Here is a 21181-nt window from a genome sequence, read left to right on the forward strand (position 1 = left end):
CGGCCCGGTCACCGTTTCCGGTCGCGGAACCAGGCCGCCGCGCCCGGGTGCAGCGCAACCGACGCCGTCGAAATCCCGGTACGCACGTTGATCTGCCACGCCTCGGGCAGGGTGCCGGCGTCGTCCCGGCCGGCGGAGGTGATCGCGCCGGTGTGCGTGAAGACCGTGTCGGTGATGGCGTAGACGAGGTCGTCGGGCAGGTCGTCGCGGGCGAGCAGTACGTTCGGTACGGCGACCGTGCGGGTCGCCGGGACACCGGTGTAGGCAGTCGCGTGGATCATCGCCGGGGCGTACGGACCCGGGTACGCCGTGAAGAGCCCGCCCGCCTGCGCGTCCAACGGGATCAGCCGGATGGGGTGCCGCTGCGCCAGCTCGGTGATGGCGGGTGTCGGGACGCCGGTCAGCGAGAACATCGCGTCGATCGTGCCGTCGCGCAGCGCCGCCGCCGATTCGGCCTGGCTGAGCTGCCTGCGGACGACGGTCACCGGGCCGAGCCGCAGAACCCGCGACGAGGTGAACTCCGTACCCGAGTCGCGTGCACCGACTGACAGGCGCCTGCCCTCGAGGTCCCGGAAGTCGCCGATCGCCGAATCGGCCATCACCACCAGATGCAGGTGACTGTCGTAGAGCCGACAGATCGCCGACAACCCCCGGGGCGCGCTGCCGTCGGACTCGATCAACGCGTCCAGGCTCGTCAGGCCGAGGTGCACCTCGCCGGCCCGCAGCATCCGGATGTTGTCGGTGGACGCCCTGCTCGGCACGGTGGTCACCGTCGCGCCCGGCACCTGCTCGGAGATGTGGTCGGCCAGCGCGCCACCGATGCGCCGGTAGACCGCCCCCGCCGGCCCGGTCGCCAGCCGCAGGTGGACCTCGCCCACCTCGGGTTCCTGCGAGCAGCCGACGAGCAACCCCGCGCCGGCCAGCAGCACCGCCCGTCGACCGAACCGCATCCCCGGGTCCAGTGCCATGCCGAGATGGTACGTCCGCCCCCAGCGTCAGCGGCCGTACGCCTCCAGCAGTCGTGGCGCGCCTCGACCGACCGTTCTATCCGCTAGAATGGTGGGTATGGCGCGCACCGAACCCGACGCCCGGCCCTCCGCCGCGCGACTCCGGCTCCTCACCACGGCGATGCGGCTCTTCTATGCCGAAGGGATCCACTCCGTCGGCGTCGACCGGATCATCGCCGAGGCGCAGGTGACCCGGGCCACCTTCTACCGGCACTTCCCGAGCAAGGACGACCTCATCCTGGCCTACCTGCGGGAGATCCACGTCCTGGAGCGTGGACTGGTCGACGCGGCGATCGCCGCCAACCCCGGGCCGGTCGACTCACTCCTCGGCATCGCCGGCGCCATCGCCCAGAACGTCCAGTCCCCCGCGTTCCGCGGATGCGCCTTCCTGAACGCCGCAGCCGAATATCCCGACACCGGTCATCCCGTGCACCAGGAGATCATCGCCCACCGGCAGTGGTTCCTGGACACGCTCACCATGCTGATGGCGCAGGTCCACGAGGAGACCGCCGACCCCGCCGCGCGGCACTTCGTCATGCTCCGCGACGGCGCCATGGCCGCCGGATGCCTGTTCAACCCCGCTCTGGTGTCCGAAACCTTCCTCCGCGGGGTGGAAGGGCTCCTTCGGATCAACACCGAGCGCCAGTCGGCCGAAACCGACCGCTAGCGAAGGGCGCCCGCGATCCGCCTCGGCTGGCCCGGCAGCGCGACGTGCCGGCCTACCCGCCTGGTCACGCCTCGGAGTCGTCCCGGTCGGCCGGCTCCCGCCCGACCGGTGGGGCGGGCACCTCCAGCGCACGGCCCCGACTGCGCAGCGCGTCGAGCAGCGCGACCAGGGCCAACACACCGGCCACCACGGTCAGCGAGACCATCGACCGCCAGCGGAACAGCGCCGGCGTGAGCAGCAGCAGAGCCGCCAGACCGATCACCAGGGCTCGGGAGGCCCGACCGAAGATCTCGTACTCCAGCCGCATCCGGGCGACGAGGAAGAGCGCCGGACCACCCACCACGAACAGCAGCCAACTCGGCCGCGGCGACCCGTACGGATGGTCGATCACCAGCTCGTAACCCACAGCCGTGACGAGCACGCTGAGCACGATCAGCAGATGCGTACGCTCCGACGCCGTGCCCAACCGGCCGGGCATACCCGCGCGACTCAGCGCATCGGGCAGCAGCAGACCGGCACGGTAGAAGTAGATCCGCCAGAGCAGGGCGCTGGTGACGAACGCGACGGCGAAGGCCGCCGCCCGCTCGGCGGAGTAGTCAGCGCCGCCGAAGACGATGCCGATGAGCAGGATCGACTCACCGAGGGCGATGAGAATCATCTGCTGGTAGCGGTCGGCGAGATGCACCCCGGCGATCCGCCAGCGGCCCACCGCCGAGGCCCCGAGCTTCGGCAGGGGCCAGCCCAGAATCCAGGCGAGGTAGTCGACGCCGAGAGCGACAGCCCACCACGCCGGGAGAAGTCGGTCCGGGCCCAGGGCCCCGGCCAGCCACATCGGCGTGCTCGCCGTAGCCCAGATGGCGAGCCGGAAGGGCACCAGCCGTCGCGGATGGCCACGCAACGCGACGGCGATCACCAACGGCCGTACCACCATGACCGACAGGTACGCGACCGCGAACGGCAGTGCCCGCTCCTCCATCGCGCGTGGCAGCGTCACCGCCATCACCAGGCCGGCGAACATGGTCCCGACCACGACGGCCTGGATGATCGACCGCTCCGGCTCGTAGCGGCTGGTGATCCACGCGGTGTGCGACCAGACCAGCCAGAGCGCCAAGAAGAGCAGCAGGGTACGACCGAACCCGCTCACCAACGCCCAGCCGGTTTCGTCGCCCTGCTCGGCGAACCGTCGCGAGACCTGGGTGAGGGCCACCACGAAGGCCAGGTCGAAGAACAACTCCAGGAACGTGGCTCGGCCCGAACTCGTCGGCGGGCGCAGCAGCCTGGCACCAGGTCCCGCCGTCATCGTCCTCCTCAGTCCGCCCCTCGTCGCACCAACGAATCGACCTGCGAGGGGTTGCGTCGGCACCGCAGGGCTTTGCGCTCCCGCCGCGATGACATCGGGGCCGACTCCGCACGGAGGCGACCCGCAGCCCATCTCAAGGTGCCAGCGTCAATCACGTCATCGGCGCAGGCGGCGGGAGCAGTCGCCGTCGTGGCCGTCGCGTAGGAGGCAGCGACGGCCGCCGGGCAGCCGCAGGTCGCAGAAGACCCGATGGCGAAGGAACTGCTGGTCCTCTTCAGAAACCGTGGTCTCCCCCGGGTCCACCATCGGCAGCACCAGCATCCACCGGCCGATGACCCGGGCCAGGCGCTGTGCGGCGGGCAGGTCGGTGGCGACGACGGGCAGGTGGATGACGTACCGCTGGCTCATCGGGCCTGGCCCCGCTCGTTGCGGGCGCGAGCCTGCTCGGTCTGCCAGCGGCGCAGCCCGTCCTTGATCCGGGCCGTCTCGCGGCGGCTCTCGGCGAGGGCCGCATAGACGGCGGCCATGTCGACGGCGACCCGGTCGAGGAAGGCGTACACGTCGTCGGGGTTCAAACCTCGGCGTCCGAGCCCGGTCGGCGTGAAGCGACGCTCGCGCACCTGCCAGGGCAGCAGACTGGTGTACGCGGCAGAGCGGTAGGTCGCACCACCGCTCGCCGTCTCTGGTCGCTGGTTTCTGGCGTTCATGTCTGCCTGCCTTCCTGACGCGGAGGGGCGAGGGGCGTTCGGGGAAACACGGCGGCCGTTCGGGGGGACCGGACGGCCGCCGTGCTGTGATCAGCCTGCGACAGTCCGGAGCGGAAACGCAACGTTCTAAACCGCAATTTCGCTGTTGTGCATTGACTTTCTTTGCTGAAACCCGTACGAGTTGCAGGAGCGGGTCACGCAGTGTTGCGTCACGGAACCAGGGAGTGTGCGGATGCCCGACGACATCGGATCGACAGTGCCGCGTCGGCAGCTCGGCCGGCTACTACGGCAGTTCCGCAACGAGGCCGGCGTGACGCTCGACGCCGCCGCCGAAGCCCTCGAATACAGCCGGCAGAAGATCTGGCGCCTCGAATGCGGCCAGGGCTCTGTCCGGGTGCTCGACGTCAAGGCCATGTGCGAGTTGTACGGGGTGTCGTCGGAGATGACCGAGGCGATGCGCGGGCTGGCCGTGGAGACGAAGTCGAAGGGCTGGTGGCACGCGTACGGCGATGCGGTCCCGAACTGGTTCGAGCTGTACGTCGGCCTGGAATCCGCTGCTTCTCGACTCAGAGGCTTCGACGAGTCTCTGATCCCCGGCATCCTGCAGACCAAGGGCTACGCCGACGCCCTCTACCGGCTCGGCAGGATGCTCAGCGACGAGGAACGGGAGCGTGCCGTCCAGGTGAGGCTTCAACGGCAGGCGCTCCTCAAAAGGCGGCTTCCTCCCGCACCACGACTGGAGGCAGTGTTGTCGGAAGCGGTGCTTCGACGCACAGTGGACGGGCCGAGCGTCATGGCCGCACAGCTCGAACACCTGCTCAAGCTGTCGGAGCTACCGAATGTGTCCGTCCGGGTGCTGCCGCTGGCTGCGGGGCCACAGCCCGGCGCTGTCGCCGGCACCTTCATGATTCTCGACTTCCCGGCCACCAAGGGCGGCAGGACGGCTCCGGAGCCGTCCGTGGTCTACAGCGAATCGTTGACCGGGGCGCTCTACCTCGACAAGCCCGACGAGTTGGCCGCCTACGAGCGCGTCTGGCGAGGGCTGGATACGTTGACCCTCGGCGAGGCAGAATCGACTGACATGATCAAGCGGATCGCTGGGGAGACGCGGCATGACTGACCTGACCGGCGCCGTCTGGCGCAAGAGCACCCGCAGCGGCGACAACGGCGGCGCGTGCGTCGAGGTCGCCGACAATCTTGCCGGCATCATCGCCGTACGCGACTCGAAGGATGCCACGGGACCGGTTCTCACCTTCACCGCCCAGGCGTGGGCAGACTTCATCGCGACCGCCGGACGCGAAGAGCGCGTCAGCTAAACCTGATTTCACCGTCCACCCGAGACGCACTGGCCTCCTCGGTGAACAGTCACGGCTCGCGCGGTAGCGCCGACTACGAACCCTTGTCTCGACCGACGAGCGGCGACGAACCACACGCCGGAAGCTGACTGACGACGACACCATCAGTAGCTGTCCATAATCCGACAGCGACTCACGATCCGCTTGAATCCAGATCCACACTGATGCATGGCCCGCTCGGACGGTACGCCACATGCAAGCCGTAGCCGCCAGACGTCACCTCAAGCGCAGGCGCATGCGACTGACGGCTTCCCCGCTTCATTGCAGCCGTTGTTGGCGCGAATCGCCAATCGTCCAGTCACACGTAGCGAAGCGACTCTGCAGGCCGACATACGACAACTCCTGCTGGCTGGCGACTTCGGCCTCGCCGACTCGCACCTCGACATCAATCTCGAAGCGCCGGCAGGCAATGGGCGTATCGACATCGAAGTCGGCTACACCGTCATCGAGGTCAAGCGTCGGCTCCAGACCGGACGTGCACTGCGGGAGGCCGAACGGCAGCTCGGCGGCTATGTCCGGTCACGGAGCCAGGAGAGCGGCCAACGGTACGTCGGCATCCTCACCGACGGGACCACCTGGCGTGCGTACCAGTTGGTCGGCGACTCGCTGGCCCCCATCGACAGCCACACGCTGGCTGCTACCCGTCCTGATGGGCTGGCCCTCTTCTATTGGCTTGAGGGTGTGCTGGCGACGAGTCAGCGGGTCCGGCCGGAGCCTGCCGAGGTGGCACGTCGCCTCGGCGCGGCAAGCACCTCCCACAAGTTGGATCGTGCCGCACTCGCCGCGCTTTACGACGAGCACGCGGATCTGCCGACCGTACAGCTGAAGCGGAAGCTGTGGGCAGAGCTTCTCGACAGTGCGCTCGGCACACAGTTCGTCGACGAGCCGGATCTCTTTGTGGAACACACCCTGCTGATGAACAGTGCGCACATCATCGCGCACCTGGTCGTCGGGATCGATGCCCTGGAGTTGCAGCCGCAGGACCTCATCACCGGCCAACGGTTCGACCAGGCTCGCATCCTCGGGGTGGTCGAGCATGACTTCTTCGGCTGGACTACGGAGGTGCCCGGCGGCCGCGAGTTCATCCAGGGGCTCACCCGCCGGCTGGCCCGGTTCGACTGGCTGCGCGCCGATCACGACATCCTGAAGGTGCTCTACGAGTCGATGATTGGCACCGAGACTCGCAAACGGATGGGCGAGTATTACACGCCAGACTGGCTCGCCGAACATCTCGTCGACACCGTCGTCACCGAGCCCTTGCGGCAACGGGTACTCGACCCCGCCTGCGGCTCCGGCACCTTTCTCTTCCACGCCGTACGCCGCTATCTTGCCGCAGCCGATGCAGCTGCAATCCCGCTCGACACCGCATTGACGCAGCTCACCAAGCATGTGGTCGGTGTTGACCTGCACCCGGTCGCCGTGGCGCTTGCACGGGTGACCTACCTGCTCGCTATCGGTCACGAGCGGCTGACCGATCAGCGTGACGCCATCACCATCCCGGTCTACCTCGGCGACAGCATCCAGTGGCGGGAACGGCGCGACCTTTTCAGCGAGGAGCACGTACGGATCAGCGCAGGCTACAACGCAAACGAGGTCGAGGAATGGCTACGTTTCCCGAAGGACCTGCTCAAGGAGCCGAGCCGTTTCGACCAAATTGTCGCGGGCCTGGCCAGCATCGCGGCCAAACCACGAGATCCCGACAGCCCACCATCGCTGGCGGCGTTCTTCCATCACATGAAGATCGAGCCGGACGACCAACCCATGATCCGCGGCACCTTCGAGGCGATGTGCCGCCTGCACGACGAGGGCCGCGACCATATCTGGAGCTACTACCTACGCAACCTGGCCCGACCCGTCTGGCTCGCATTGAAAGACAACCGGATGGATGTCCTGGTCGGTAATCCGCCGTGGCTCGCCTACCGCCACATGCCTCGGGACATGCAGGCACAGTTCAGAGACCTGTCCCGGGACCGCGGACTATGGCACGGGCGAGAGTTCGCTACCAGCCAGGACCTCTCAGCTCTGTTCGTGGCGCGGGCGGTCCAGCAGTACCTTCGCGACGGCGGCGCGTTCGCTTTCGTCATGCCCAACTCGGTGCTCGATCGCGAATACTTCACGGGCTTCCGCAGCGGCTGGTACGAAGATGCCGCCGAGCCGGCCGGCGTCGCCTTCACCGGTTCCTGGGACCTCCGGCGACTGCGCCCGCACCCCTTTCCGCGCGGCGCTGGCGTCGTCTTCGGCAAGCGGGCCACCCTGAGTACCTACCGGCGCCTCCCCTCGGTGACCGAGCGTTGGACCGGACGACTACCGGCGAGCGTCCGATCCCGGCATGAGGTCGAGTCCCTCGTCACCCGCGAGCCAGCCAATCTAGTCGCCACGGATTCAGCCCTCGCCGAATCGCCGTACAAATCACGGTTCACGCAGGGCGCCACGATCGTGCCGAGGGTGCTCTTCTTCGTTGAGACAGACACCGGAGGGCGGCTCGGCCTCGGTGCCGGCCGCCACGCGGTGCGCTCGGCACGGAGCAACCTGGAGAAGACGCCGTGGAAGGACTTGCCCGCGCTCGAAGGCGTCGTGGAGAGCGAATTCATCCGCCCGGTGCTGCTCGGCGAAAGCCTGCTGCCGTACCGCATTCTGCCGGCGAAGCAGGCGGTGCTCCCGATCGACGGCTCCACGCTGATGACCGGGCCGGAATCCCGACTCGACTACTACTTCGGCCTCGCCGATTGGTGGCGGCAGGCTGAGGCCACCTGGGAGGCGCATCGCAGCAGCGCGCGCCTCACTCTCACCGAGCAACTCGACTTCCGGAAGAAGTTGACCACGCAGTTTCCCGCCGCTCCCCTGCGCTTGGTGCACGGCAAGGCGGGAATGCACGTCGCCGCCGCTGTCGTCGGCGACCCAACCGCGATCATCGATCACAAGCTCTACTGGGCCCCGATTGCGAGCTGGGAGGAGGGCCACTTCCTCTCTGCGATCTTGAATAGCGCCGTGCTCACCGAGCTTGTGCGACCGATGATGTCCTATGGAAAGGACGAGCGGGACATCGACAAAAACCTGTGGAAGCTGCCCATTCCCAGCTATGACGACGCCGATCCGACGCATCAACGACTCGCCGATCTTGGGCGTGAGCAGTGCCAGAACATCGCCGGACTCAGCTTGGCCGAAGACATGAACTTCGTGGCTATGCGCCGCCGGATCCGCGTCCTACTGGCTCAGCACCCCGCGACTTCAGAGATCGAGGCAGTCATCAGAGCGATGCTGGAATGACGACAGGGTGGTTACCGTGAACACCCCGTTGAACGTGCACAGGTCACGTAAGGGTGAGCCACCCCTCAAGCCGACGCCGTGCGCCGTTACTGAAGAGCTTTCAGCTGTTCCAGAACATGAGGTCGCGTGCCTGCCGCGAACAGGCCGTCAGCTCCGGCACGCCCCGCGAAGGGACGACGTAGTCACGCTCGCGAATGAGCGCGAGGAAGTCCTCCGGCAACGCAACGCGGTGACGCTGTACGTAGTAGGCGAGGTCCTTCCGCCAAAGCCAGTCGCCGTCGGTCATGACGGTCGAGCCGTTCATCACCTGCCGGTTCGGGTCGAAGGCGTCGTCGGCGACGTCCATCACGTCGATCAGGATGTGTCCCGAGTTCAGATAGGCGACCACCTGGGCCACGTCCGGCAGTTCCTTGGCGGTGACGCTGTCGAAGATGCTCTCCTGCGGCTCGGCGGAGCGGACCGGCCCGAATTCGCGGAACATTCCCGCCGACCTCAACTGACCGCCGTCCATCAACGCCCACCGTTCGGATAGAAGGTCTTCCACTCTCCGTCGCCCCGGATCATCGGGGTCTGCCCCACGGGACCATACCGGTCGACACCGACAGCGTCGGTCGGCGCCATCACTGGCACCCCGAGGGCGTCGGCAACCTGTTGCGCGGCCGGTGGTACACCGGCCTCGGGGGCAACGGTGCCGGTGTGACAGGACACCAGCCGCACCGGGCCGCCGTCGTAGTGCGGGTTGGCACGGATGGCGTCGGCGATCTGCTGTGGGTGGGTGAAGTTCGCGGGGTGGTCGGCACCGTCAGCCGCCACGAGGCCGGGCCGGAACAGGCCACTACGTTCGCCGTGCACGACCACGTCGTGATGCCCGGGGATCGGTGCCACGGCGTCGAAGTTGCGCATCGTGGCGCTGTCGTAGCCGATGGCCGTGCTGTTCGGCCGGTGGTAGACCGGATCCCCGGCCGGGAGGTTCGCGTCCGGCGGTGGTGGTGCCTGTGGATGCGCGGAGGGATCCTCCCAGTCCGACCGACGCCCCATCGAGTCGAGATCCGGCTCTCCCCAATCCCTTGTGCGTCCCCTGGGTGTCGCGCCATGCGCCGGGTTGACCGGGTCTGTGCGGGCAGCCCGGCGCAGCAGGCCATCAAGCTCGTCGATCAGGCCGCTCAAGCGTCGGAGCAGCGGAGTGAGCCGACGCAGGCTGCTGATCAGCGCGCTGATCAGTTTGCCGATTCGCGCCGCCCACTTGGCCACCAGGCTGCTCACCTGGGAGATCACCAACGGAGTCGCGATGCCCAGCGTCGCGCCGGCCTCGGCCAGCCAGAGTGGCAGCCTGACCGCCAGTACCGAGACGAAGTCCGCGATGAGGTCCCGAACCAGCTCGCGGACCAATGCCACCAGCAACCCGGCACCCTCCACCAGCGAAGCGATGCCGCCGGCAGCCCGAGCGATGCCCTCCATCGCCCGCACCTGACCCGACATGTGTTCGCGGTAGGCCCGCGCCGAGGCTCCATCCCACTCGGCGAGTTGCGTGGAGACCGCCGCTTGCAGGTCACCTACCGCGTCGGTGCTCTGCTTGGCGACATTCCGCCACGTGGACGCGTACGCGTTGATCTGGTCCGGGTCGCCGGCCAGCCAGTCCAGCGCGTCCGACAGCGGCTTGACGTGTTCGAGCAACCATCCGACGCCCCAACTGACCAGCGATCCAAGCGGGTCGAGCACGGTGGCCAGAGCGTCCATCGACGTGGCGACACCACCGATCGTCGAGTCGATCCAGCTGCCCGACTCGATGCCCGACACCGTGTCCGCGACGTCCTCCAACAGCCCGAGTCCGGTGTACCACCGGGTCGAGTCCTGGCGCGCCGCCACCAGCGGGTTGGCCGCCATGTCCGTCACAGCGGCAGACCCAACCGGCCGCCACTCTGATTCAGTAGCCGCGCACTCGCGGCGTCGGTCGTCTCAGTCGAGGCCGCAGCCGCTCGCAGGTTGGCTGCCGCCTCACGCAGTGCCGAAGCGGAGTCTCCCAGAGCGGTCACCGCTCTGTCCGCCACGGGGTCGATCAACCGAGGCAGGAACCCGCAGATCTGCCCGTACGCCTCCGCGCCCATTTGCACGTACGCCGCCGCGCCGCGAGCGGTCTCCATCTTGTCGGCGGCGTCGTCGACCGTCGCGGAGTGCCGCATTACCGCAGCCACCGACATCTGCATGTCCGCGTCACCAGCCACCGCTGGTGCCTCGTTCCCACCGGTCGGGCTGCTCGTCAGAGGGCTTGGGGAAGCGCTTGGCGAACGTGTCGGCGACCGCCCGCCCGGTTTCCGAGTCGATGCCCACGGTGTCGTGTACCGCGACGATCACCTGATCGGTCAAGCCGGCCTGCGCACGGGCGACCGTGGCCATGATGATGCTGGCCAGTTCGGAGCCTCGCATCCGCTGAACGCGGTCGTCCAACCGTAGGTCCGTCAGTGCCCCTGAGGCGGCGACCGTCACGCGGACCGCACCGTCCGCGCTGACTGCCGACGCCGCCAGGGCCGCAACCCGCTCCGACAGGTCGGCGGCAGCCTGAGCGCGTGTCGACAACTCGGCTGTCCAGGAATTCAGCATCTCCTGGGCCTCATCCGGATCTTGACCAAGCACTCCGCAACCTCCCCCGCTACGCACCTCGGCACCCCGCTCAGCCCTCCACTGTGCCCCACGATCTCGATGGGCGATGTCCCCAAGCCATCACGTACGGCAGCGGAAAGAGATCGAACAGAGTCGTCGAACGACGACTCTGGGCGCCGTGACGACCACGACGTGGGTGGACCTCCTATCGGAGGTGGCGACAGGGCGCGTCTGATCCGACGCCCACTCGTCAAGGTACGTCTGGGTGAGCAGGTCAGCCCGACAGGCCGGGTGGCTTATGGTGAGAAACCGGACGCCCGGTGGGCGGGTGTCCGGTCCGGGCCGTGGGATTCACGCTGTTCAGCCGGAGGGTGGACCGATGACGGAGAACGCCCGCGACGTCGACGACTGCTGAGATGGACTGGGCCGGGTGGGCGTTGTTCGGGTTGGTCGCCACCGCGGCGCTCACCGCGGCGATGATCTCCGCTCAGCTGGCCGGTCTCACCCGGCTCGACCTTCCTCTGGTTCTCGGGGCTTTCCTCACCCCGGATCCCGACCGGGCGCGGGTCGTCGGGTTCTTCCTCCACCTCTGCGCCGGTCAGGGTTTCGCCCTGGGTTACGCGGCCACGTTCGCGCTGTTGCACCGCGCGGACTGGTGGATCGGAGGGCTGCTCGGGATCGTGCACGTCGGCATCGCGCTGACCGTGATCCTGCCGCTGCTTCCCGGTGTGCACCCGCGCATGGCGTCACAGCGGGCGGGGCCGGCGAGCACGGCGGTGTTGGAGCCGCCCGGTCTGTTCGCCCTCAACTACGGCGTCGAGACTCCGCTGGTCACGACTGTCGTCCACCTCGTCTACGGAGTCTGTCTCGGGCTGCTCCTGCAGGCCAGGTGACCCGCTGGCCGCCGGCCCGGCTCCGCAAGGGGCGATCGCCATGACCGGTGGGCCACCGATCGACGACTACGGTCTGCTGGGCGACACGCGTACCGCCGCTCTGGTGGCGAGTGACGGCGGGATGGACTGGCTGTGCGTACCGCGCTTCGACGGTGATCCCCTGTTCGGCCGGCTGGTCGGGGGTCCGGACGCGGGAACGTTCCGGATCGGCCCGGCCGGGTCGGCCACTGTCGTCGAACGGCGATACCGGCAGCACACCGCCACCCTGGAGACCACCTGGGTGGTGGGCGGCGGTCGGCTGCGCCTCACCGAGGCGATGGTGGCCGAGGTCAGCGGTCGCCTGCTGCCCACGACACTTGTCGTCCGACGGCTGTCGGCGGAGCAGGCGGCCGTCGGCGCGGTGGTGGAGTTCGATCCTCGGCTCGGCGCCGGGCACCGTCGGCCCCGAGCGCAGCAGCGTCGCCACGGCCTCGTGTGTGAGTGGGGGGCGCTCGCGGTCGCGCTGAACAGCACGCCCACGTTCAGATTCGAACCGGGTCGGCCCACCTCGATCACGGTCCGGCCGGGTCAGCCGGTCACTCTCGTACTGGCCGTGGCTCACCGCGAACCGGTGATCCACGTCGAGCCGACGGCCGCCTGGGACCTGCTCGGTGAGGACGAGGCCCGGTGGCGGGCCTGGGTCGCGGAGATCGACGAGCGGTTGCCGTTCCGGGAACACGTCGTCCGAAGTCTGCTCACCCTGCGGCTGCTGACCTACTCGCCCTCGGGAGCGCCGGTGGCCGCGCCGACCACGTCCCTACCCGAGGATCCGGGTGGGGGACGTAACTGGGACTACCGCTATGTCTGGCCCCGTGACGCCAGCATCGGCGTCAGCGCCTTCCTCAGCGTCGGCAGGTCAGACGAGGCCCAGGGTTTCCTCGCGTGGCTGTTGCACGCCAGCCGGCTGCAACGGCCACGCCTGCCGGCGCTGCTCACGGTGCACGGCCGGCACGTGCCGGCGGAACGGGAACTGCCCGGTTGGCCCGGCTACCTCGACAGCCGTCCGGTCCGGATGGGCAACGACGCCGCCGGTCAACACCAGCTCGACGGGTACGGCTGGGTGATCGACGCCGCCTGGGCGTTCGCCCAGGCCGGACACCGCCTCTACGCCGAGACGTGGCGGGCGGTGCGCGGCTTCGCCGACGTGGTCGCCGGTTGCTGGCGGGAGCCCGACGCCGGCATCTGGGAGGTACGGGAGCCCGCCCAACACGTCCACTCCAAGCTCATGGGCTGGCTCGCCCTGGACCGTGCCCTGGCCATCGCGGACACGCACCCCCTACCGGGGCGTCAACGTCGACGTTGGCAGGAGGCCCGGGACGCCATCGCCGCCGAGGTCCGGGCGCGCGGCTTCGACCCGACGGCGGGCAGCTACGTCCGCAGCTACGGCTCCCCGGATCTCGACGCGGCGGTGCTCGTCCTGCCGCTGCTGGGGATGGACCCGGCCGAGTCGCCCGGGGTACGGGGCACCGTCGACGCCATCCGGGACCGGCTGTCCGCCGGCGGTCCACTGCTCTACCGCTACCCGCCCGGACGGGACGGTCTTCCCGGCACCGAGGGCGCGTTCCTGCCCTGCTCGTTCTGGCTCGTTCAGGCGCTCGCCCGCACCGGCCGTCGCGGCGAGGCCGTCGAGCTGTTCCGGGCCATGGTCGACCACGCCGGCCCACTCGGCCTCTACGCCGAGGAGATGGATCCCGCGACGGGCGCCCACCTCGGTAACTACCCGCAGACGCTGACCCACGCCGCGCTCGTCCAGGCCGCACTCGCCATCCGGGACTCCCCCACCGGCGACCCCGGGTCCGCCTGAGGCACCGTCCAGGCGGGAGACGCAGCCTGTGGGACGGATCGCGCGGGTAGGGTTCCGATCATGACGATTCCCCATCTGACGGCTGCCGACGGCACCACCCTGCCGGCGGTCGGGCTCGGCACGTACCAGCTGAACGGTTCGGCGGGCGTCGACGCGATCGGGCACGCGATCCGGGCCGGTTACCGGCTGCTCGACTCGGCGGTGAACTACGAGAACGAGGGCGCGGTCGGTCGGGCCGCCCGTTCGGCGGGCGACGTGCGGGACGAGTTGATCGTCACGTCGAAGCTGCCGGGGCGGCACCACGACTACGACGCGGCGCTGACCACCATCGAGGAGAGTGTGTTCCGCACCGGCCTCGACCGGGTCGACCTGTACCTGATCCACTGGCCGAACCCCAAAGTCGACAGGTATGTGCAGGCGTGGCGGGCGCTGATCGAGGCGCGCGAGCGCGGTCTGGTGCGGCACATCGGGCTCTCCAACTTCCTGCCGGAGCACATCGAGCGGTTGGTGGCCGAGACCGGTGTCGCCCCGGTGGTCAACCAGATCGAGGTGCACCCGTACTTCCCGCAGCAGGAGGCGCTCGACTACCACCGGGAGCAGGGGATCCTGGTGCAGGGTTGGAGCCCGCTCGGCCACGGCAACGACCTGTTGCGGCACCCCGTGATCGTGGAGATCGCGAACACCCTCGGCGTCAGCCCGGCGCAGACCATCCTCGCCTGGCATGTGGCCCGCCAGGTGATCCCGCTGCCCAAGGCCGCGTCGCCGCAGCGGCAGGCCGAGAACCTCGACGTCTTCGGCATCACGCTCACCGACGCGCAGGTCGAGGCCATCACCGCGCTGGGCCGCCCGGACGGTCGGCTCTCCGATCAAGATCCTGCGGTGTACGAGGAGTTCTGACCGACCCACCGCACAGAATGGTCAGGGGGTCGGGAGAGCATGGGGCGTGCTCGACGGACTCGACGACATCGACTGGGCGCGGCTGGGCCACGCCTACGGGGCGGCCGACGACGTGCCCGGCCAACTGCGTGCCCTGCTCTCCCCCGATTCGGCCACCCGGGACGAGGCGCTGGGCGACCTCTACACCAACATCTTCCACCAGGGCAACCGGTTCGAGGCGAGCGCGTACGCGGTGCCGTTCCTGCTGCAGATGCTCGGCGATCCGGTCACCCCGGATCAGGCGGCGGTGCTCGGGCTGTTGAGCGCCCTGGCCGTCGGGTACGACGAGGGTGTCCTACCGGAGGGTTTCCCGGTGGCCGAGTACCGCCGGGCCGCCGAGGGTGGTCGGGAGCTGCTCGCGGCGAAGCCGCCGCCGTGGACCGGCACCGACGAGACCCGGAAGGAGTACGTCGAGTACCTCTACGTCGAGTCGCTGTCCGAGGCGGATCAGGGCCGACTGTGGGCGTACGTCGCGCTGGCGACCTACGACGCGGTGCGCGCCGGGGTTCCCGCGATCCGCGCCCTACTGGGTCACGCCGATCCCGATGTGCGCCTGTTCGCGGCGTACCTCCTGGCCTGGTTTCCGGAGGAGGCCGACGACAGCGTGTCCGCGCTGGCCAGCGCGGTCGACGCCGCCACCGGCGTCGCGGCGACGCCCGGCGAGGTGGCCACCATGCTGGTGTCCACGGGGCTGCTCGGTGCCGCGCCGGACGTCCGGTGGTTGACCGATGCACGCCCGCTGGTCCGCTGGGCCGCCGCCGTCGGTCGGGCTCGGGTGCTCGGCGCGGCGGCCGACCCGGCGACCGTCGCCGAGTTGTTGGGCTGGGCGTCGGCGGCTTCCGGCGAGGCCCCGGCCGAGCCGGTGGAGGGCGAGTGGGTGCCGTTCCTCGGCGGCGATCTGGGCGGCTACGCGGCGCTCGCCCTGCGGCAGCTCGGTCCGCAGCACGCCGACCGCGCGTTCGACGCGCTGCTCGAACGGTTGCCGACCGTCAGCGCCGAGTGGTCGTTGACGGCGTTGGGGGTGGCGCTGCCGCTGGCGTTTCCGGACGGCCCGATGACGGCGGGAACACCTGTCGACGCCCTCACGCCCCGACAACGTCGGCTCGCCGAGGCCCTGGGCCGGTCGACCGCGCCCTGGCTGATCGGCGGTCAGCAGTTCGGCAACGTCACCGAACTGGTCGGCGGCTACGGCCTTCCGGGGGCCCGCGATGAGATGCGCGCCTACCTGGCCCTTGAGGAGGAACGGGGGGACGACGACTCGCGCCAAGGGTGATCGTGGCCCGCTCGACGACATTGCGCAAAACTTCTTGCCGAATGGCAAAATCACGGTGTGGACGAAGACTTTGACCGCACCCTCGACGCTGTCGGCCCGCGGCTGAGGCAGCTACGGCAGCGCCGCAACATCACGCTCACCGACCTGGCCGAGGAGACCGGCATCTCCGCCAGCACGCTCTCCCGACTCGAAGCCGGCCTACGACGCCCCACGCTCGAACAACTGCTCCCGCTCGCCCGCGCCCACAACGTCACCATCGACGAACTCGTCGACGCCCCACTGACCGGCGATCCCCGTATCAACCTGCGCCCCATCGCCGTCGGCGACGGCTCCACCATCCTGCCGCTGACGCGTCGGCCCGGCGGCATCCAGGCCTACAAGTTCGTCCTGCCCACCGGCGACGACCATCGCGTTCCCGACCTGCGCACCCATGAGGGCTTCGACTGGGTCTACGTCCTCAACGGCACCCTGCGTCTGGTCCTCGGTGACGACGAGCTCACCCTGCAACCCGGGGAAGCCGCCGAGTTCGATACCCGCACGCCCCACTGGTTCGGCGCCACCAGCTCCGGGCCCGTCGAATTCCTCAGCCTCGTCGGCAGGCAGGGCGAACGCGCACATGTACGCACCACACCGAACCGGGTACGCCCCACCCGCCCGCTGTCATGACGGCGACCGCGCCGCGCCGATCGCGGGGACCCCCATCGCCTTGAGGAACGTACGCCGATCCACCGTGCCCATGACTCCGCCTTCGTGCGATCTGGTCGAGAAACTGGCGACCGGACGCTATCGACGGCGGGTTGACGGCAGATGACCGTAGTTGGTTGGTTTTGCGACCACTCGACAACCGGCTCCGGGCCCCGCGATGCGGCCATCGGCCCGATCACGCCGCCTGGTCGCCGCTCCGGGTGAGCCGGCGGTGTCCGCTCGGGCTCACCCCGTGGACCCGTTTGAAGGCCGCGCTGAAGCCGAAGGCGTCCGCGTACCCCAGTTGGTGTGCGACAGCGGCGACCGTCGCCGTCGATTCGGCCAGCACGTCGGCGGCCAGGGTCATCCGCCAGTCGGTGAGGTAGGTCAGCGGCGGCTCGCCGACGAGGTCGGTGAACCGTTTCGCCATGGTGGACCGGGAGACTCCGGCCTGCGCGGCCAGGCTGGCGAGGGTCCACGGTCGACCCGGGGCGTCGTGCATGGCGCGCAGCACCGGGCCGACGGTGTCGTCGCTCAGCGCGCGGTACCAGCCGGGAGGCTCGGCGTCCGGTTGGTCGAACCAGTCCCGCACGGTGCACACCAACAACCAGTCCAACAGGCGGTCCAGCACGATCTGGCGGCCGGGCCTGCCGGCGTCGAGCTGTGCGTCCAGGTAGTCGCGCAGTGGGGCGCAGTCGTGCTCGTCCGGCACGACGAGCACCGGTGGCAGCGCACCCAGCAGCCGTTGGGGCACCCGGCCTCGAACGTGGTACACCCCGACGAGCAGCACGAGACGTTCGGTCTGGTCCGCGCCCGTCGAGTCGATCGCCCCGGTCCGGCCGCGCCGGACGTCCCGGAGTTCCCCCGGCTGGAAGCTCGATCGCGGCTCGGCGGAGAACGTGAACGGTGCCGGGCCACGCGCGGCGGCGACCTCCCCGACCCGTACCAGGTGGGGCTTGTCGCTCTCCGGATGGGAGAGCCAACCCTCGCCGCGCAGCGGGACACAGAGCGTCAGCGGGGCACCGTCGGTGAACCGCAGCGCCGAGGGGGGTGTCAGGACGGAACGGCCGAAGGCCGCGCCGTCCGCGTGCACGCTCCGCAGCAGACTGTCGAACGGGTCCATGACACCGACGATAGATCCCGGATGACGGCGCTCGGACGATCACACATGCCCGGCGTACGACAGCACATGGGCCGACCGTGACCGGTCGAGTTGACTCGTGGCATGACGACGAACGCCGAGTCGATTCTCGTGATGGCCGGAACCGGTAAGACGGGCCGCCGGTTGGTACCGACGCTCCGGGCGGCGGGCCACCACGCCCGGGCGGCCTCCCGCTCGGGCGAGGTGCGCTTCGACTGGTCGCGGCGGGACACCTGGGAGCCGGCTCTGGCCGGCGCCTCGGCGGTCTATCTGCTGGCCCCGGAGGAGCCGACACTGGCCGCCGACTTCGTGACGCGGGCGGCCGACTCGGGTGTGCGCCGGATCGTGGCGCTGTCCGGACGCGGGATCGACCAGGTTGGTGACTTCTCCCCCGGCATGGTCGCCGCGGAGACGGCCGTGCGGACATCCGGTGTCCAGTGGTCGATCATCCGGGCGAACAACTTCAGCCAGAACTTCAGCGAGGACCTGTGGCGCCAACCGCTGCTCGACGGCCGACTGGCCCTGCCGATCGGCGTCACCCCGGAGCCCTTCGTCGACGCCCAGGACATCGCCGAGGTGGCCGCGACGCTCCTGACCAGCCCCGACCATCACGAACAGGTGTACGACGTGTCGGGCCCTCGGGCGCTCACCTTCGCCACGGCGGTGGCGACGATCGCCAGGGTGACCGGTCGTTCGATCCGCTACGTGGAGTTGACCCCGGAGCAGTACCACGCCGAACTGCTCGCCGAGGGTTATCCGGCGGAGACGGCCTCGGCGCTCAACCTCCTGTTCGACGGGATGCGCGCGGGCCATCTCGCCGAACCGGCCGACGGCGTTCGTCGGGTGCTCGGCCGGGAGCCGCTCGACTTCGACAGCTACGCCGCCCGGGCTGCGGCGGCCGGAGCCTGGTCGTAGTCCGCCCGGCACACGTGTTCACGGCTCCGGCGGGGTGAGAGCGGCGTAACAGGTGATCTGCCCGCCTACCGCGCGCACCCCGACGTACCGTGAGATCGTGCCGACGAGAGACGTACTCACCAAGGCTGACCTCGCTGAACTGCGCCGCTCGGCGCTCGGGACGGCCAACCCGCTCGGCGTCGCCGCCGACCTCGCCGAGGCGGCGGAGCAGGGCCGGCTGGAGGATCCGGAGGACGCCGGGGACGCCCTGACCCTGGCCGCTGAGATCGCCGAGATCCGGGCGCGGCCCGAGGCGGCCCTGCGCTACGCGGAGCAGGCCGTGGCGGCGTACCCGTCGGGGGACGACCCGCGGGCCGGGTTCGCCCGGGCGCTGCGGGCGCGGGCGCTGTTCCGGGCCGGTGGTCAGGACGACGAGGCGATGGCGGAGTTGACCGCCCTGCGCCCGTTGCTGCTCACGCAGCCCGACGCCCCCGCCTACGTCAGCGCGGCGCTGGACGCCGGTGGCCGTTCGTCGACCGCCGAGACCTGGCTGAGCGAGGCGGTCGACTCCCTGCTCGGCGACCGCGCGAGCGGCACCGGCGCGGCCACCGACGCCGCTGTCGACCTCGGTCCGCCGGACGCGCCCGGGGTGGCCTTCTTCCTGCTGCAACAACGGCATCGGGTACGACGGAATCTGAACCTGCCGCACGACCGGCAGGACGACCTGGCGGACCGGCTGGAGACCCAGCTCGTGCGCCGGGCCGGCGAGCGCAGGGACGCCGAGTCCGACCTGCTCTTCTGGCCTCGGGCCGAGTTCGACACGTTGATCTCCGAGCATCCCGCCCTCGCCGAGGTCTACGGCCCGGACTGGGACGCGCACCGGGGCCGGTTGGAGAAGGAGCTGGTCCGACTCAGGAGCGCCGGTCAGGCCGGGCTGGGCGTGTTCGGCGCGACGGTGGCCGGGCTGAACGCGTTCGCCGGTCGACGTGACGGCGACCCGACCGACGCGGGCGTCCGGGCGGGGTACGCGGCCGAGGTCTCGGCGCGGCCCAGCGCGCGCATCCCGTGGCCGCCGGAGCGCAACGACGCCTGCTGGTGCGGCTCCGGCCTGAAGTACAAGAAGGACTGCCTGCCCCGGTCGCGGTAGTCGAGGGGCATCGGCGGCGTCCCGGCTGCGACATAATCCGGTCCGTGGCGATGGGAAGACGGCGAGTGGTTGTCGGCGCGGGCCTGCTGCTGGCCGTGGCGCTGGTGGGTGGCGCGCTGTGGCACTACGTCGACGGCCCGGACGACCCGGTCCACGACACGGCCGTGGCCGACGCCGCGGAGAAGGTCGACCGGGTTCTCTTCCGGTTCGAGTACGACCACCTCTACCAGGCCGAGAAGTACGTGCACTCGGCCAGCCAGGACCCCGACGTCGCGGTCCTCTCGGTCACCGGGGAGACACACTGGGGGACCGGCGTGACGTTGGTGTTGCGGGTGATGGGGCACGGGGTGGAGATCGGCGCGGACGGCTCGGTGATCGGCGAGCGGGACGAGCCGATCTGTTTCCGCCTTCAGCTCGGCCCGGAGGACGACAGCCGCGACGACGACATCGAGTGCCCGCCCGGTGATCCTCTCCAGGTCACCCAGGACCCGACGCTCGACGGCCTCGACGAACAGCTCACGAGCGCACTGCGGGGCGTCAGCCCGGACGAGACCGCCGTCCGCGCGGCGATCGACGACCTGAAACTGGACCCCGCCATCACCCAGGAGGTGACCGCGCAGGGCGGCAGGGTCGGGGTGGCCCTGCGGGCCGCGCAGTACGACTGCATCCTGGCCCGGGTCACCGCGAAGGGCGCCGAGCTCTGGCGGCCGTCGCACACACAGTTGGCGCCGGGCGAGCTGCCGTGTGCTGCGCGGATCGCTCTGAGCAGCACGTTCGGCAGGAACCCGCACTGAGCGCTGCCACCATCGACGACTCAGGACCGTGGTGCCCGGCGCAGCGGCCGGGCCGACCGGGACGGGCGCCGGTGGCAATCTTGGGGCGTGACACGCCCGGCTGGTACCGATAGCGTCCATTCCCGGACGATCGACGTCCGACCGATGTGAGGAGACGCCGATGTTCGAGGAGTTCATGGGCCTCCCCGCCCACCCGCTGGTGCTGCACGCCGCTGTCGTGTTCGTGCCGCTGCTGACGCTCCTGACGATCGGCTACGCGCTCGTGCCGCTGATCCGGCCGCACACCCGTTGGGTGCTGGGGCTGCTCGCGGTGGGCGCGCCGATCGCGGCCCTGCTGGCGAAGCTCTCCGGCGACGCCTTCTTCGAGCGCATGCGCGCCGGCAACCGGGTGACCCCCGAGTTCCTGCCGAAGTTGGAGGCGCACCAGGAGTTCGGTGACATCACGCTCTGGGCCGCGATCCTGTTGGGGATCGTGGCGCTGGCGCTGGTCTGGTTCGTCGCGCCGAGGGCCGCCGAGGCGAGCGCCGACGGGCGGCCCTCTCGACCGCTGACCCTCGCGTTGCAGGTGCTGTCGGTGATCGCCGCCGGCATCGCCGTGTACTACGTGATCCGCACCGGCGACTCCGGCGCGAAGGCGGTCTGGGAGGGCCAGTGACGGTGTGGTGTCGGCCCGGC

Annotated in this window: 22 protein-coding genes; 13 read left to right on the forward strand and 9 right to left on the reverse strand. The window is 69.8% G+C overall.

Features of this window, described 5'->3' with window-relative positions:
• Positions 1-8: 8 nt before the first annotated feature.
• Complete coding sequence (locus tag O7616_RS23440; protein WP_282303956.1) at positions 9-968, reverse strand: TAXI family TRAP transporter solute-binding subunit; 960 nt, start codon at positions 966-968, stop codon at positions 9-11.
• A 97-nt stretch (positions 969-1065) separates the two neighbouring features.
• Between O7616_RS23440 and O7616_RS23445 the strand changes: the two genes are divergently transcribed.
• The gene (locus O7616_RS23445) at positions 1066-1674 is read left to right on the forward strand and encodes a TetR/AcrR family transcriptional regulator (protein ID WP_282303957.1); all 609 of its coding nucleotides are present in this window, start codon (positions 1066-1068) and stop codon (positions 1672-1674) included.
• Between the two features lie 64 nt (positions 1675-1738).
• On the opposite strand, the gene O7616_RS23450 is transcribed toward O7616_RS23445, so the two are convergent.
• The 3 genes from O7616_RS23450 to O7616_RS23460 form a co-directional block, all read right to left on the reverse strand.
• Entirely contained in the window at positions 1739-2974 is a 1236-nt protein-coding gene (locus tag O7616_RS23450; RefSeq protein WP_282303958.1) for a low temperature requirement protein A, read from the reverse strand.
• Between the two features lie 156 nt (positions 2975-3130).
• Entirely contained in the window at positions 3131-3382 is a 252-nt protein-coding gene (locus O7616_RS23455) for a hypothetical protein (RefSeq protein WP_282303959.1), read from the reverse strand.
• Positions 3379-3681: a DivIVA domain-containing protein gene (locus O7616_RS23460; protein ID WP_282303960.1), complete on the reverse strand. Its 303-nt coding sequence runs from the start codon at positions 3679-3681 to the stop codon at positions 3379-3381. The genes O7616_RS23455 and O7616_RS23460 overlap by 4 nt, the downstream gene beginning before the upstream one ends.
• A gap of 232 nt (positions 3682-3913) precedes the next feature.
• On the opposite strand from O7616_RS23460, the gene O7616_RS23465 reads away from it, so the two are divergent.
• The 3 genes from O7616_RS23465 to O7616_RS23475 all read left to right on the forward strand — a co-directional run bounded on the left by O7616_RS23465 (position 3914) and on the right by O7616_RS23475 (position 8303).
• Positions 3914-4801 carry a helix-turn-helix transcriptional regulator gene (locus O7616_RS23465; RefSeq protein WP_282303961.1) on the forward strand — a complete coding sequence of 296 codons (888 nt, stop codon included), beginning with the start codon at positions 3914-3916 and terminating at the stop codon, positions 4799-4801.
• On the forward strand, positions 4794-4997 hold the full coding sequence (locus tag O7616_RS23470; protein ID WP_282303962.1) for a DUF397 domain-containing protein: 204 nt from the start codon (positions 4794-4796) through the stop codon (positions 4995-4997). Before O7616_RS23465 ends, O7616_RS23470 begins: the two co-directional genes overlap by 8 nt.
• A 207-nt stretch (positions 4998-5204) precedes the next feature.
• Positions 5205-8303 carry an N-6 DNA methylase gene (locus O7616_RS23475; RefSeq protein ID WP_282303963.1) on the forward strand — a complete coding sequence of 1033 codons (3099 nt, stop codon included), beginning with the start codon at positions 5205-5207 and terminating at the stop codon, positions 8301-8303.
• A 100-nt stretch (positions 8304-8403) separates the two neighbouring features.
• Here O7616_RS23475 and O7616_RS23480 read toward each other — a convergent pair whose 3' ends face one another.
• From O7616_RS23480 to O7616_RS23495, 4 genes are read right to left on the reverse strand one after another with little or no spacing between them, the layout of a single operon-like run.
• Positions 8404-8814, reverse strand: coding sequence for a hypothetical protein (locus O7616_RS23480; RefSeq protein WP_282303964.1), 411 nt, complete (start codon positions 8812-8814; stop codon positions 8404-8406).
• Positions 8814-10196, reverse strand: a complete 1383-nt coding sequence (locus tag O7616_RS23485; protein ID WP_282303965.1) for a WXG100 family type VII secretion target — start codon at positions 10194-10196, stop codon at positions 8814-8816. The genes O7616_RS23480 and O7616_RS23485 overlap by 1 nt, the downstream gene beginning before the upstream one ends.
• Complete coding sequence (locus tag O7616_RS23490; RefSeq protein WP_282303966.1) at positions 10193-10525, reverse strand: hypothetical protein; 333 nt, start codon at positions 10523-10525, stop codon at positions 10193-10195. Before O7616_RS23490 ends, O7616_RS23485 begins: the two co-directional genes overlap by 4 nt.
• Entirely contained in the window at positions 10515-10901 is a 387-nt protein-coding gene (locus O7616_RS23495) for a YbaB/EbfC family nucleoid-associated protein (RefSeq protein ID WP_282303967.1), read from the reverse strand. The genes O7616_RS23490 and O7616_RS23495 overlap by 11 nt, the downstream gene beginning before the upstream one ends.
• A gap of 416 nt (positions 10902-11317) precedes the next feature.
• Between O7616_RS23495 and O7616_RS23500 the strand changes: the two genes are divergently transcribed.
• The 5 genes from O7616_RS23500 to O7616_RS23520 are packed head-to-tail and all read left to right on the forward strand — an operon-like array spanning position 11318 to position 16512.
• Complete coding sequence (locus O7616_RS23500) at positions 11318-11794, forward strand: hypothetical protein (protein ID WP_282303968.1); 477 nt, start codon at positions 11318-11320, stop codon at positions 11792-11794.
• A gap of 40 nt (positions 11795-11834) precedes the next feature.
• Positions 11835-13637: a glycoside hydrolase family 15 protein gene (locus O7616_RS23505; protein ID WP_282303969.1), complete on the forward strand. Its 1803-nt coding sequence runs from the start codon at positions 11835-11837 to the stop codon at positions 13635-13637.
• A gap of 60 nt (positions 13638-13697) precedes the next feature.
• The gene (locus tag O7616_RS23510; protein ID WP_282303970.1) at positions 13698-14534 is read left to right on the forward strand and encodes an aldo/keto reductase; all 837 of its coding nucleotides are present in this window, start codon (positions 13698-13700) and stop codon (positions 14532-14534) included.
• Positions 14535-14580: 46 nt separating this feature from the next.
• Positions 14581-15846, forward strand: coding sequence for a hypothetical protein (locus tag O7616_RS23515; protein ID WP_282303971.1), 1266 nt, complete (start codon positions 14581-14583; stop codon positions 15844-15846).
• A gap of 57 nt (positions 15847-15903) precedes the next feature.
• Positions 15904-16512 carry an XRE family transcriptional regulator gene (locus O7616_RS23520; RefSeq protein WP_282303972.1) on the forward strand — a complete coding sequence of 203 codons (609 nt, stop codon included), beginning with the start codon at positions 15904-15906 and terminating at the stop codon, positions 16510-16512.
• Positions 16513-16726: 214 nt separating this feature from the next.
• Here O7616_RS23520 and O7616_RS23525 read toward each other — a convergent pair whose 3' ends face one another.
• Entirely contained in the window at positions 16727-17653 is a 927-nt protein-coding gene (locus tag O7616_RS23525) for an AraC family transcriptional regulator (protein ID WP_282303973.1), read from the reverse strand.
• A 102-nt stretch (positions 17654-17755) separates the two neighbouring features.
• Between O7616_RS23525 and O7616_RS23530 the strand changes: the two genes are divergently transcribed.
• The 4 genes from O7616_RS23530 to O7616_RS23545 all read left to right on the forward strand — a co-directional run bounded on the left by O7616_RS23530 (position 17756) and on the right by O7616_RS23545 (position 21161).
• Positions 17756-18586 (forward strand): NAD(P)H-binding protein, encoded by an 831-nt coding sequence (locus tag O7616_RS23530; protein ID WP_282303974.1) that lies wholly within the window; start codon positions 17756-17758, stop codon positions 18584-18586.
• A 97-nt stretch (positions 18587-18683) separates the two neighbouring features.
• On the forward strand, positions 18684-19712 hold the full coding sequence (locus O7616_RS23535) for an SEC-C metal-binding domain-containing protein (protein ID WP_282303975.1): 1029 nt from the start codon (positions 18684-18686) through the stop codon (positions 19710-19712).
• Positions 19713-19756: 44 nt separating this feature from the next.
• Positions 19757-20506, forward strand: a complete 750-nt coding sequence (locus tag O7616_RS23540; RefSeq protein WP_282303976.1) for a hypothetical protein — start codon at positions 19757-19759, stop codon at positions 20504-20506.
• Between the two features lie 160 nt (positions 20507-20666).
• The gene (locus O7616_RS23545) at positions 20667-21161 is read left to right on the forward strand and encodes a DUF2231 domain-containing protein (protein ID WP_282303977.1); all 495 of its coding nucleotides are present in this window, start codon (positions 20667-20669) and stop codon (positions 21159-21161) included.
• Positions 21162-21181 lie beyond the last annotated feature (20 nt).

Origin of the sequence: Micromonospora sp. WMMD964 (assembly GCF_029581455.1) — a bacterium.
Lineage (GTDB): Bacteria > Actinomycetota > Actinomycetes > Mycobacteriales > Micromonosporaceae > Micromonospora.